Here is an 11,785-nt window from a genome sequence, read left to right as displayed (position 1 = left end):
TAAAAACATCTCAACTCATTGATTTTTAATAAATAAATAAGATTGGCACCGCCCTTGCTTTCAACCCTCAAGCCACGCTCGCTGCCCGGCACGAGCCTGCCAATCGCCATCCGCCACCAGCAGTGGATGAGTCTGAACAATGAGGAGTTGATATGAGCGAATTGCGTTTTACCGTCGATCACGAATGGCTGCGTCTTGAGAGCGATGGCCTGATCACTGTGGGGATCACCGCTTATGCCCAGCAGGCGCTGGGTGACGTGGTCTTCGTTCAGATGCCTGAGCTGCGCACCTTCGGCGCTGGCGATGAAGTAGCGGTGCTCGAGTCGGTGAAAGCTGCCAGCAGCGTGTACATGCCGCTGGACGGCGAAGTGGTCGAGGTGAATTCGACGCTGGAAAGCTCTCCCGAATTGATCAACGAAGACGCACTGGGTGAGGGCTGGTTCTTCCGTATGCGCCCCAGCGACACGCGTGCAATGGACGCCCTGCTCGACCAGGCCGCTTACGAGCGCCTGACCAACGACGACGCTTGAGGATTTGCGTATGACCACCCTCCTCGACACCCGCAACGAATTCATCGCCCGCCACATTGGCCCGCGCGCTGGCGACGAGCAAGCCATGCTCAACAGCCTCGGCTTCGACTCCCTGGAAGCCCTGAGCGCCAGCGTCATCCCCGACAGCATCAAGGGCACCAGCGTCCTCGGCCTCGAAGACGGCCTGAGTGAAGCCGACGCCCTGGCCTTGATCAAATCCATCGCCGGCAAAAACCAGCTGTTCAAGACCTACATCGGCCAGGGCTACTACGGCACGCACACGCCGTCGCCGATCCTGCGCAACCTGCTGGAAAACCCGGCCTGGTACACCGCCTACACCCCATACCAACCGGAGATTTCCCAAGGCCGTCTCGAAGCGCTGCTGAACTTCCAGACCCTGATCAGCGACCTCACCGGCCTGCCGATCGCCAACGCCTCGCTGCTGGATGAAGCCACCGCCGCCGCCGAAGCGATGACCTTCTGCAAACGCCTGAGCAAGAACAAGGGCAGCCACGCGTTCTTCGCCTCGGTGCATTGCCACCCGCAAACCCTCGATGTACTGCGCACCCGTGCCGAGCCGTTGGGCATCGACGTGGTCGTCGGTGACGAGCGCGAACTGACGGACGTGACGCCGTTCTTCGGCGCCCTGCTGCAATACCCGGCGAGCAACGGTGATGTATTCGACTACCGCGAACTGACCGAACGTTTCCACGCCGTCAATGCGCTGGTCGCGGTCGCCGCCGACCTGCTGGCCCTGACCGTGCTCACCCCGCCGGGTGAATTCGGCGCCGACGTCGCCATCGGCAGCGCGCAACGCTTCGGCGTGCCGCTGGGCTTCGGTGGTCCACACGCAGCGTATTTCTCCACCAAGGATGCGTTCAAGCGCGACATGCCGGGCCGTTTGGTCGGTGTCTCCGTGGACCGTTTCGGCAAGCCGGCCCTGCGCCTGGCGATGCAGACCCGCGAGCAACACATCCGTCGCGAGAAGGCCACCAGCAACATCTGCACCGCGCAAGTCTTGCTGGCCAACATCGCCAGCATGTACGCCGTGTACCACGGGCCAAAAGGCCTGACGCAGATCGCCAACCGCGTGCATCACCTGACCGCTATTCTGGCCCAAGGCTTGAGCGCACTGGGCCTGAGCGTCGAACAGGAAAACTTCTTCGACACCCTGACGATCATGACCGGCGCCAACACTGCCGCATTGCACGAAAAAGCACGTACAAAACAGATCAATCTGCGCGTGGTCGATGCTGAGCGTCTGGGCCTGTCCCTCGACGAAACCACTTCGCAAGCCGACGTGGAAACCCTGTGGGCCCTGCTGGCCGACGGCAAGCCCCTGCCGGACTTCGCGGCATTGGCTGCAACCGTGCAAAGCGCGATCCCGGCCGCCCTGGTGCGCCAGTCGCCAATCCTCAGCCACCCGGTGTTCAACCGTTATCACTCGGAAACCGAGCTGATGCGCTACCTGCGCAAGCTCGCCGACAAGGACCTGGCCCTGGATCGCACCATGATCCCGCTGGGTTCCTGCACCATGAAACTCAACGCCGCCAGCGAAATGATCCCGGTGACCTGGGCTGAATTCGGCGCCCTGCACCCGTTCGCCCCGGCCGCGCAAAGCGCCGGCTACCAGCAGCTGACCGACGAGCTGGAAGCGATGCTCTGCGCCGCCACCGGTTACGACGCGATCTCGCTGCAACCGAACGCCGGTTCGCAAGGTGAATACGCCGGTCTGCTGGCGATCCGCGCTTATCACCAGAGCCGTGGCGAAGACCGTCGCGACATCTGCCTGATCCCGTCCTCGGCCCACGGCACCAACCCGGCCACCGCCAACATGGCCGGCATGCGCGTGGTGGTGACCGCCTGCGATGCCCGCGGCAACGTCGACATCGAAGACCTGCGCGCCAAGGCCATCGAGCACCGAGAACACCTCGCCGCGCTGATGATCACCTACCCGTCGACCCACGGCGTGTTCGAAGAAGGCATCCGCGAAATCTGCGGCATCATTCACGACAACGGCGGCCAGGTGTACATCGACGGCGCCAACATGAACGCGATGGTCGGCCTCTGCGCGCCGGGCAAGTTCGGCGGCGACGTGTCGCACCTGAACCTGCACAAAACCTTCTGCATTCCCCACGGCGGTGGCGGCCCGGGCGTTGGCCCGATTGGCGTCAAATCGCACCTGACGCCTTTCCTCCCGGGTCACGGGACCATGGAGCGCAAAGAAGGCGCGGTCTGCGCGGCACCGTTCGGCAGCGCGAGCATTTTGCCGATTACCTGGATGTACATTCGGATGATGGGTGGCGCCGGGCTGAAACGCGCATCGCAACTGGCGATCCTCAATGCCAACTACATTTCCCGTCGCCTCGAAGAGCACTACCCGGTGCTCTACACCGGCAGCAACGGCCTGGTGGCACACGAATGCATCCTCGATCTGCGTCCGCTGAAAGACAGCAGCGGCATCAGCGTCGATGACGTCGCCAAGCGCCTGATCGACTTCGGTTTCCACGCCCCGACCATGTCGTTCCCGGTGGCCGGCACGCTGATGATCGAGCCGACCGAAAGCGAATCCAGGGAAGAACTGGACCGCTTCTGCGACGCCATGATCCGCATCCGCGAAGAAATCCGCGCGGTGGAAAACGGCACGTTGGACAAGGACGACAACCCCCTGAAAAACGCCCCGCACACCGCGGCGGAAATCGTTGGCGAGTGGACGCATCCGTACAGCCGTGAGCAAGCGGTGTACCCACTCGAAACCTTGATCGACGCCAAATACTGGCCGCCTGTAGGTCGGGTCGACAACGTGTTTGGCGACCGCAACCTGATCTGCGCCTGCCCGTCGATTGCGGACTACCAGGACGCCTGAAAACACCGCTTAACCCTGTAGGAGCTGCCGAAGGTTCGGGCCGCGTTCGGACGATCTTTTGATCTTGGATTCTAAAAATCAAAAGATCGCAGCTCGTTTCACTCGGCAGCTCCTACAGGTGTACGTCTATCCATCCAAGAACAACAGAGGACTCCACCATGTTCAGCAAGCACGACCAGATCAAAGGCTACGACGACGAACTGCTGGCAGCGATGAACGCCGAAGACGCACGTCAAGAGCATCACATCGAGCTGATCGCTTCGGAAAACTACACCAGTCAACGGGTGATGGAAGCGCAAGGCAGCGGCCTGACCAACAAGTACGCCGAAGGCTATCCGGGCAGGCGCTATTACGGCGGCTGCGAACACGTCGACGTGGTCGAACAATTGGCCATCGACCGCGCCAAACAGCTGTTCGGCGCCGATTACGCCAACGTCCAGCCGCACTCCGGCAGCCAGGCCAACGCGGCGGTCTATCTGGCGTTGCTGCAAGCCGGCGACACCGTGTTGGGCATGAGCCTGGCCCACGGCGGTCACCTGACCCACGGCGCCAAAGTCAGCTTTTCCGGCAAGTTGTATAACGCCGTTCAGTACGGCATCGACACCGCGACCGGGCTGATCGATTACGACGAAGTCGAACGCCTGGCCGTCGAGCACCAGCCGAAAATGATCATCGCCGGTTTCTCCGCTTACTCGAAGACCCTGGACTTCCCACGCTTCCGGGCGATTGCCGACAAGGTCGGTGCTTACCTGTTTGTTGATATGGCCCACGTTGCCGGGCTGGTAGCGACTGGTCTGTACCCGAACCCGATTCCCTTTGCCGATGTCGTCACCACCACAACCCATAAGACTCTGCGCGGTCCGCGCGGCGGCCTGATCCTGGCCAAGGCCAATCCGGAACTGGAGAAAAAACTCAACGCTGCGGTATTCCCCGGCGGTCAGGGTGGCCCGTTGATGCATGTCATCGCGGCCAAGGCTGTGTGCTTCAAAGAAGCGCTGGAGCCGGCCTTCAAGTCCTATCAGGCGCAAGTGATCCGTAACGCCCAGGCGATGGCAAAAGTCTTTATTGATCGAGGCTACGACGTCGTGTCGGGCGGTACCGACAACCACCTGTTCCTGGTCAGCCTGATTCGTCAGGGCCTGACCGGCAAAGACGCCGACGCTGCCCTCGGTCGTGCCGGCATCACCGTGAACAAGAACGCCGTACCGAACGATCCGCAATCGCCGTTCGTGACCTCTGGCCTGCGCATCGGCACGCCAGCGATCACCAGCCGTGGTTTCAAGGAAGCCCAGAGCATCGAGCTGGCGGGCTGGATCTGCGACATTCTCGATCACCTCGGCGATGCCGATGTCGAGGCCAACGTCGCCAGACAGGCTGCCGCGATGTGCTCTGATTTCCCTGTCTACCGCGACTGATCCGCAGCGGGAGGCAGGCCCGCACTTTGTAGCAGCTGGCGAAGCCTGCGTTCGGCTGCGAAGCAGTCGTGAAATCAGACGATGCGGTGTTTCAGAAAAACCTCGCACTCAGGTTTTACGACTGCTGCGCAGCCGAACGCAGCCTCGCAAGCTCGACAGCTGCTACAAAGTGCCGGCCGCCCCCCCGCTCGCGCTAAAGGAAAAACGACATGAGTACTCTTGTGGAAACGACCGGCAAAGTGCCGGTAAAAATGGAAATCGGCGTAAAACTGCGCGGTGCAAAAAAGGTTGCGCGAATTCCGGTGAAGATCATCCCGACCGATGAGTTCCCACGCAAACCCGACTGGATTCGCGTACGCATTCCGATCTCCCCCGAGGTCGACCGGATCAAACAGTTGCTGCGCAAACACAAACTGCACAGCGTCTGTGAAGAAGCCTCCTGCCCGAACCTCGGTGAGTGTTTTTCCGGTGGCACGGCGACCTTCATGATCATGGGTGACATCTGCACCCGCCGTTGCCCGTTCTGCGACGTCGGCCACGGCCGGCCGAAACCGCTGGACGCCGACGAGCCGATGAACCTCGCCGTGGCCATCGCGGATCTGCGCTTGAAGTACGTGGTGATCACCTCGGTGGACCGCGACGACTTGCGCGACGGCGGCGCCCAGCATTTCGTCGATTGCCTGCGCGAAATCCGCAAGCTGTCGCCGGGTGTGCAACTGGAAACTTTGGTGCCGGATTACCGCGGCCGCATGGACGTCGCCCTGGCGATCACCGCCACTGAGCCACCCGATGTGTTCAACCATAATCTGGAGACCGTCCCGCGCCTGTACAAAGCCGCGCGGCCGGGTTCGGATTTCGAGTGGTCACTGGATCTGCTGCAGAAGTTCAAGCTAATGGTCCCGCATGTACCGACCAAATCCGGCCTGATGCTGGGCCTTGGCGAGACCGACGAGGAAGTCATCGAAGTCATGCAGCGCATGCGTGAGCACGATGTCGACATGCTCACCCTCGGCCAATACCTGCAACCGTCGCGCAGTCACTTGCCGGTCCAGCGTTTCGTCCACCCCGACGTGTTCGCCTGGTTCGCCGAGGAAGGTACGCGGATGGGCTTCAAGAACGTTGCGTCCGGTCCTCTGGTGCGCTCGTCCTACCATGCTGACCAACAAGTTCAGCGGGCAACGAGTACTGTGGATTCCCTCCTTACTGCTGGATTCGATTCCCCTTGAAAGCCTCGCGCCGTGCGTTGCGTTCTTCGATATAGGCGGCGCTCGGCTCGCTGATCAGCTCTTCACGGCGCAAGAGTTCGCCGCAATGTTCGCAAAGCGGCCCTAGCCCTGCGGGTTGGCCACAGGTTTTGTGGGTATAAACGACCGCCAACGCCTCTTCCGGCGACTTGCACCAGGTTTCTCCCCACGCCCGCAGCGCAAGGACCACCGAATAGAACGCCTGCCCTTTCGGGGTGAGGTGATATTCGTAGCGTGGCGGCCGCTCGTTGTAAGGACGGCGTGCGACGAGCCCGTCAGCCTCCATATTTTTCAGACGTGCGGCGACCATTTGCGGGGTTCCTCCGGTCTGCGCCTGGATCTCGTCGAATCGATGGCTCCCCATGAACAACTCACGCAGGACCAATACGGTCCAGCGGTCCCCCACGACCGCCTCAGCCCGTGCAATCGGGCACAGGGTTTGAACAGCACTTGTGTTTACCGACATAAGGACTTGCCTCTTCTACAGTTGCTATGATTATCATATCAACAGCATGCCAGAGCAAGCCCTCGGCACGGGTCATCCCAAATCCCTGGAGAAAATCGCCATGTCCAAAGCCATTTATCCCCTCAACAGAACCGCATATCTGCTGGTCGATCCTTACAATGATTTCCTGTCGGAAGGCGGAAAGGTCTACCCCTTGATCGAGCCGATTGCCGAGCAAGTCGGCCTGCTCGACAATCTGCGCGCCCTCGACCGCGCCGTCCGTGCACTCGATATTCCGGTGGTCATCGTACCGCACCGCCGTTGGGAGCAAGGCGACTACGAAGGCTGGGATCATCCAAGCCCCACACAATGCAAGGTCATGCACATGCATCACTTCGCACGCGGGGAATGGGGTGGCGAATGGCACCCCGATTTCGCGCCAAAGGATGGCGACATCGTCGTTCAGGAACATTGGGGCTCGAGCGGATTTGCCAATACCGACCTTGATTTTCGCCTCAAGCAGAAAGGCATCACGCACGTGATCATCGTTGGCCTGCTGGCGAATACCTGCATCGAGGCAACAGCGCGCTACGCCGTGGAACTCGGTTACCACGTCACACTGGTGCGTGATGCGACCGCTGCCTTCAAGCCGGAAATGATGCAGGCCGCGCATGAACTCAACGGCCCCACGTTCGCCCACGCCATTGTGGCGACGGACGAGCTGATCGCGTCTCTGGCACAGCAGGGGTAACACGCCATGAAATTGACTGGAAACCTCATCATTGGTGCAAACGAAGTCTCGGCCACTGAAGGGACCATGAAGGCACTCAACCCCGCATCCAACCAGTTGATCGAACCGGATTTCGCATTCGGTGGCGTGGCGGAAGTCGACCAGGCTGCGACGCTCGCCGACGAAGCATTTGACCGTTACAGCCATACCTCGCTCACCCGGCGCGCGGCGTTCCTGGAAAGCATTGCCGACAATCTCGACGCTGTCCGCCATGAGCTTGCCGCACGGGCCGCGCTCGAAACGGGCCTGCCTGAGACTCAGCTTGAGGGCGAAGCGGCAAAAGCCGCCACCCAGTTTCGCCAATTTGCGGATGTCGTACGCAAAGGACGCTTCCTCCAGTTGGCCATCGATCCGGCACAGCCTCATCGTCAACCCCGCCCACGCATGGATCATCGACTTCAGAAAATGGCGATCGGCCCTGTGGCTATTTTCGGTGCGAGCAACTTTCCCATTTCATATTCGGTCGCAGGTGGCGATACCGCTTCAGCGTTGGCAGCCGGCGCGACCGTCATCGTGAAGGCGCATAACGCTCATCCCGGCGCATCAGAAATTCAGGCGCGTGCCATCCGCAAGGCGGTGCAAGAGAACGGACTGCCAGAGGGTGTTTTCTCGATGGTACGTGGCAGCGGCAACACGATCGGCGAAGCCTTGGTCGATCATCCGTTGATCAAGGCTGTGACGTTCACCGGCTCGGAGCATGGCGGCATGGCGCTGTACCGGCGTGCGCAGCAACGCCCCGACCCCATTCCCGTATTCACCGAGATGACCAGCGTCAACCCCACGTTCATCCTGCCCTATGCGCTGGCCGCGCGTGGCGCGCAAATCGGTGATGGCTTTGTCGAGCGCATGCTGGTCAATGTGGGGCAAGCCTGCCTCAGACCTGCCATCCTCTTCGCCATCAAAGGGGCTGGCTTTGAAGCGCTGCGCGCCGCCATGATCAAGCGCGTCACCGAAGCATCGGCGCGCACCATGCTGACGCCGGGTATTCATGCCTCCTACTTGAACGGCCTAGCCACAATGGAGAGCGTTGGTGCAAGTCGCGTCGCCGAAGGCTCGCTATCCAACGCTGATGTTGATGGCCAATCGGTGTTGCATGAGGTCGACGGTCAACGCTTCCTGACCGAGACGGTACTTGCGCAAGAAGTATTCGGTCCTTCAGCACTGCTGGTGAACGTCAAGGATGAGGATGAACTGATCGCCGTCGCTCGCTCGCTCAAGGGCCAGCTCAGCGCCGCCATGCATCTTGATGAGCGCGATATGCCATTGGCTCATCGCTTGCTGCCGGTCCTGGAGCGGCGCACCGGGCGAATCGTTGTCAACGCCTTCGCGCATCCTCAGGAGGTGTCTTTCGCCACCATCCACGGTGGACCGTTTCCTGCAACGTCGGACAGCCGCTTCACCTCGGTTGGCATGACGTCGATTGAACGCTTTTTGCGCCCGGTGTCGTACCAGGGTTTTCCTGATGAGCTATTGCCTGAGTCATTGCGCGAGTTTGATCCCTTGGGGCTGCCTCGCCTCGTAGACGGCCAATAAAAGCCATCCTTGAAGCAGTCTTTGCCAACCCGCCCGGCGGCGCCCGCTCGTTGAGCGAGGCCGCCGGTCAAGCCCGCGGACTCAGCCCTTGGCCGCCATCGCGGTGACTTCCACGCGCATGCCTTCAACCGCCAGGGAGGCCACGCCAACGGCGGCCCGAACCGGCCAGGGCTTGGCGAAGAAGCGCTGGTAGACCTCGTTGAAGGCGGCGCGGTCGGCCATGTCGGTGAGGTAGATGGTCAGATGCAGAACCCGGTCCATGGAACTGCCGGCGTGCTCCAGCGCAACTTTGAGCGCCTGCAGCGCGCACTCGCTTTGCAGGGCGATGTCGCCCAATTCCAGACTGCCGTCGGCGCGGGTGGGGATCTGAGTGGAGACCAGTAGGCCGCCGAAACCGGCGACATCCGAGGAGATGGATTGCGGATCGGGGTCGGGGACAAAGGTGAGGTCGTGGTTTGCCATGGGGATCTCATGCATGGGGTGGTAAAGGGGCCGTCGAGTATATAGCGGCTGGAAAACTCAGAAAAAACTACCATCCAGGGAAAAGTCATTCCAGTAGCGAGACCAGGCGCGGCTCAATTGAGGTCTCAAACACCTCAAGCAGAGCCAGCGTCACCGGCAGCTTGAAACGCCGGCGTCCCGCGCTGCCGGGATTGAGGTAGAGCTGTTCGCCGCGCCATTCTATGCGGGGCTTGTGCGAATGGCCGGTGATCACCAGCTTGATGCCTGCATCAAGCACGGCGGGGACATCGGCACTGTCATGTACCAGCAAGGTCTGCCATCCGTTCAGGTCGAAACATAGGCAGTCGGCGAGATTTTCCGCCCAAATGGCGTCCAGATCATTGTTCCCGCGGACCACGTGCAGCGGGGCTATTGACGCCAGTTGATCGAGAATGTCGGGATTGCCGATGTCGCCCGCATGAATAATCCGCTCACACCCCTGCAGTGCAGCAAGGGCTTCGGCGCGGAGCAAGCCATGGGTATCGGAAATCACGCCCACTTTCACGCAGCGCTCCAGGTCCGGTTCATGTATTGGCACCTATTCCTCAAAGCGACCCGTGGCATCACGATCGCGCTCGTATCGTTTTGTGAGCGGAAACGGCGGCAACCAGGACTCACGACGCATGATCCAGCTTTCGTAGGTTGGCATCAGTTGGTCAGGGGCATCCAGGGACCCCAGGTTCACTTCGATTTCGTCGTCGGTGCGTGCAAAAACGGACGAGCCGCAGCGGGGACAGAAAAACCGCCCGGCGTAGTCGCGTGTTTCGCCTTCGATCGCCACCGCGCTCTGAGGGAATATCGCGCTAGCATGAAAAAGCGCCCCATGATGCTTGCGGCAGTCGAGACAGTGACAAAGGCCGACCCGATACGGGAGTCCTGACGCCTCAATTCGGACGTTGCCGCACAGGCAACCCCCCGTGAATCGTTCCATGCTGCGTCTCCTCTAAAATCAAGCAGCCGGAACGCCCCCCCGACTCAAGGCGCATTAACCACGACATAAGTCACATCGCTGCCCTGATACTGCGGTTGATACCAGGTTGAACCGCACTGCATGTAAGCCGTGTTGTACTGGATGACTTGCACGCAACTGGGGGGCAATTGCGCTGGCGTGAAGATCGACCCGACCACCGCCGCTGTCACCGCGACCGTTGCGGTGACGGCCACCGCCGCGGCAATCGGATGGTAGTGATCGTCGTAGCCATAGCGGCCTTGGCCGTCTACGTCGATGTCCACGTCGCGGCTGTTGTCGATGTTGACGTTACGGGTGCTGTTGTTGATGTTGGTTCGGTTGCCGACCGTGTTGCCGGTATTGGCCCGATTTCCAGAGTTGACTGTGTTACCGGCATTCGCCCGATTTCCAGAGTTGACTGTGTTACCGGCATTCGCCCGATTCCCAGAGTTGACTCTATTGCCGGCATTGACCCGATTGCCCGCATTGACGTTGGTAGCGCGTTGCGCGGTATTGCCGGTGTTGACGCGCTGAGCCCTTTGGGCACTGGGCGGCGGCGCACGATTGACCGATGCCCTGGCTTGCCCTTGGGCGCGCTGGGGTCGGGCATCCACATAAGTGACCAGGCTCAGCGTCAGTACCGAAGTGGTTGCGAGCGATAACAACAGGCTCCACGACATCGTCCTGTTCATGTCATTCCCCTCCCTGATCACTGGCTTTCTTCAACGGAATCGCCACGTCGCCTTTAGCCGGCGCGAAGGTGAAGATCGAGTTCTTGATGCCCGGCTTCAGGTTCCAGCGATACACCGCGCTGTATTCCGGAAAACCCGGTTCATCGGTGGTGGTGATCACCAGTTTGCACGGCAGTGGCTTGTCGGATCGGGTGATCCACAACTGCCAGTCAACGCCCTCCTGCCGAAAGGCCAGGTGATCACACAACTGCCCCTTGATCGTCGACGGGCCGACGTACAGCGCCTCTTTCAGCGCATCGATCTGTGCCTGATCGCTGCCAAACAGAAACAGGTCCTCCATGGGCACCTGAATCCCGTAATGGTTTTCTATCAAGTGCAGCGTATCGGAGACTTCAGGCGGTGCATCCACGGTGGTGTAGTACTTGAGAAACGGTGAATACTGGGTCAGTTTCTTGCCGTTGTAGAAGAACTCTCGCGTTCGAACATCGCCTTCCGTTTTGGCATACATCCGATCGCGACCCACCACTTTCAAGACAGTCGAGGCTTCGGTCTTGATCTTCTGGCCAGACTCCAGAACGGTATCCCGGGACACTTCGGCGTCGACCTGAAACGTCGGCAGACTGCGTAGGTAAGTGCCCATATCGATGAGTTTATCGACCACTTGCGGGTTGATCGTCGGGGTGGCGTCCGGGGTTGGCGGATCGTCGGCACGAGCCCCGGGGATCAGCGCCAGGGTGAACAGCAGGCAGAAAACACTCGCGTTGGCTTTCATTGATCCCGCTCCTGGGCCTGTGCACGACTCTTAAGCCTAGACCCGGCG

Annotated in this window: 12 protein-coding genes; 6 read left to right on the top strand and 6 right to left on the bottom strand. The window is 60.7% G+C overall.

What is annotated here, in order from left to right; genetic code table 11:
• The first annotated feature begins 152 nt into the window (after positions 1–152).
• The 4 genes from gcvH to lipA all read left to right on the top strand — a co-directional run bounded on the left by gcvH (position 153) and on the right by lipA (position 6,037).
• Positions 153–530: a glycine cleavage system protein GcvH gene (gene gcvH / locus EAH74_RS22560; RefSeq protein ID WP_140681190.1), complete on the top strand. Its 378-nt coding sequence runs from the start codon at positions 153–155 to the stop codon at positions 528–530.
• A gap of 10 nt (positions 531–540) precedes the next feature.
• A complete protein-coding gene (gcvP, locus tag EAH74_RS22555) occupies positions 541–3,396 on the top strand; it encodes an aminomethyl-transferring glycine dehydrogenase (protein WP_140681189.1) in 2,856 nt (951 codons plus the stop codon).
• Positions 3,397–3,554: 158 nt separating this feature from the next.
• Positions 3,555–4,811, top strand: a complete 1,257-nt coding sequence (gene glyA, locus EAH74_RS22550; protein WP_140681188.1) for a serine hydroxymethyltransferase — start codon at positions 3,555–3,557, stop codon at positions 4,809–4,811.
• A 209-nt stretch (positions 4,812–5,020) separates the two neighbouring features.
• A complete protein-coding gene (gene lipA, locus EAH74_RS22545) occupies positions 5,021–6,037 on the top strand; it encodes a lipoyl synthase (protein ID WP_140681187.1) in 1,017 nt (338 codons plus the stop codon).
• On the opposite strand, the gene EAH74_RS22540 is transcribed toward lipA, so the two are convergent.
• Positions 6,012–6,521: a winged helix-turn-helix transcriptional regulator gene (locus EAH74_RS22540; RefSeq protein WP_123369196.1), complete on the bottom strand. Its 510-nt coding sequence runs from the start codon at positions 6,519–6,521 to the stop codon at positions 6,012–6,014. The two genes, lipA and EAH74_RS22540, sit on opposite strands and share 26 nt — an antisense overlap.
• A gap of 100 nt (positions 6,522–6,621) precedes the next feature.
• Here EAH74_RS22540 and EAH74_RS22535 point away from each other — a divergent pair, with 100 nt between their 5' ends.
• Together EAH74_RS22535 and EAH74_RS22530 are read left to right on the top strand one after the other, a co-directional pair.
• Positions 6,622–7,251 carry an isochorismatase family cysteine hydrolase gene (locus EAH74_RS22535; RefSeq protein WP_140681186.1) on the top strand — a complete coding sequence of 210 codons (630 nt, stop codon included), beginning with the start codon at positions 6,622–6,624 and terminating at the stop codon, positions 7,249–7,251.
• A gap of 6 nt (positions 7,252–7,257) precedes the next feature.
• Positions 7,258–8,823 carry an aldehyde dehydrogenase (NADP(+)) gene (locus EAH74_RS22530; RefSeq protein ID WP_140681185.1) on the top strand — a complete coding sequence of 522 codons (1,566 nt, stop codon included), beginning with the start codon at positions 7,258–7,260 and terminating at the stop codon, positions 8,821–8,823.
• An 81-nt stretch (positions 8,824–8,904) separates the two neighbouring features.
• On the opposite strand, the gene EAH74_RS22525 is transcribed toward EAH74_RS22530, so the two are convergent.
• The 5 genes from EAH74_RS22525 to EAH74_RS22505 form a co-directional block, all read right to left on the bottom strand.
• Positions 8,905–9,285 (bottom strand): RidA family protein, encoded by a 381-nt coding sequence (locus EAH74_RS22525; RefSeq protein WP_140681184.1) that lies wholly within the window; start codon positions 9,283–9,285, stop codon positions 8,905–8,907.
• Positions 9,286–9,370: 85 nt separating this feature from the next.
• Positions 9,371–9,829: a metallophosphoesterase family protein gene (locus tag EAH74_RS22520; RefSeq protein ID WP_123369203.1), complete on the bottom strand. Its 459-nt coding sequence runs from the start codon at positions 9,827–9,829 to the stop codon at positions 9,371–9,373.
• A 33-nt stretch (positions 9,830–9,862) separates the two neighbouring features.
• Positions 9,863–10,255: a GFA family protein gene (locus tag EAH74_RS22515; protein WP_140681182.1), complete on the bottom strand. Its 393-nt coding sequence runs from the start codon at positions 10,253–10,255 to the stop codon at positions 9,863–9,865.
• A 44-nt stretch (positions 10,256–10,299) separates the two neighbouring features.
• Positions 10,300–10,965: a hypothetical protein gene (locus EAH74_RS22510; protein ID WP_140681181.1), complete on the bottom strand. Its 666-nt coding sequence runs from the start codon at positions 10,963–10,965 to the stop codon at positions 10,300–10,302.
• 1 nt (position 10,966) lies between these two features.
• Complete coding sequence (locus tag EAH74_RS22505; RefSeq protein ID WP_140681180.1) at positions 10,967–11,737, bottom strand: DUF2092 domain-containing protein; 771 nt, start codon at positions 11,735–11,737, stop codon at positions 10,967–10,969.
• Positions 11,738–11,785 lie beyond the last annotated feature (48 nt).

This window comes from Pseudomonas mandelii, from assembly GCF_006438925.1.
Taxonomy (GTDB): Bacteria; Pseudomonadota; Gammaproteobacteria; order Pseudomonadales; family Pseudomonadaceae; genus Aquipseudomonas; species Aquipseudomonas mandelii_C.
This window is presented reverse-complemented; position numbering and strand designations above follow the sequence as displayed.

Bases quoted from the DNA above. Each gene is read 5' to 3' on its own strand.
- gcvH (WP_140681190.1), top strand. From the start codon at position 153: ATGAGCGAATTGCGTTTTACCGTCGATCACGAATGGCTGCGTCTTGAG.
- gcvP (WP_140681189.1), top strand. From the start codon at position 541: ATGACCACCCTCCTCGACACCCGCAACGAATTCATCGCCCGCCACATT.
- glyA (WP_140681188.1), top strand. From the start codon at position 3,555: ATGTTCAGCAAGCACGACCAGATCAAAGGCTACGACGACGAACTGCTG.
- lipA (WP_140681187.1), top strand. From the start codon at position 5,021: ATGAGTACTCTTGTGGAAACGACCGGCAAAGTGCCGGTAAAAATGGAA.
- EAH74_RS22540 (WP_123369196.1), bottom strand. From the start codon at position 6,521: ATGTCGGTAAACACAAGTGCTGTTCAAACCCTGTGCCCGATTGCACGG.
- EAH74_RS22535 (WP_140681186.1), top strand. From the start codon at position 6,622: ATGTCCAAAGCCATTTATCCCCTCAACAGAACCGCATATCTGCTGGTC.
- EAH74_RS22530 (WP_140681185.1), top strand. From the start codon at position 7,258: ATGAAATTGACTGGAAACCTCATCATTGGTGCAAACGAAGTCTCGGCC.
- EAH74_RS22525 (WP_140681184.1), bottom strand. From the start codon at position 9,285: ATGGCAAACCACGACCTCACCTTTGTCCCCGACCCCGATCCGCAATCC.
- EAH74_RS22515 (WP_140681182.1), bottom strand. From the start codon at position 10,255: ATGGAACGATTCACGGGGGGTTGCCTGTGCGGCAACGTCCGAATTGAG.
- EAH74_RS22510 (WP_140681181.1), bottom strand. From the start codon at position 10,965: ATGAACAGGACGATGTCGTGGAGCCTGTTGTTATCGCTCGCAACCACT.
- EAH74_RS22505 (WP_140681180.1), bottom strand. From the start codon at position 11,737: ATGAAAGCCAACGCGAGTGTTTTCTGCCTGCTGTTCACCCTGGCGCTG.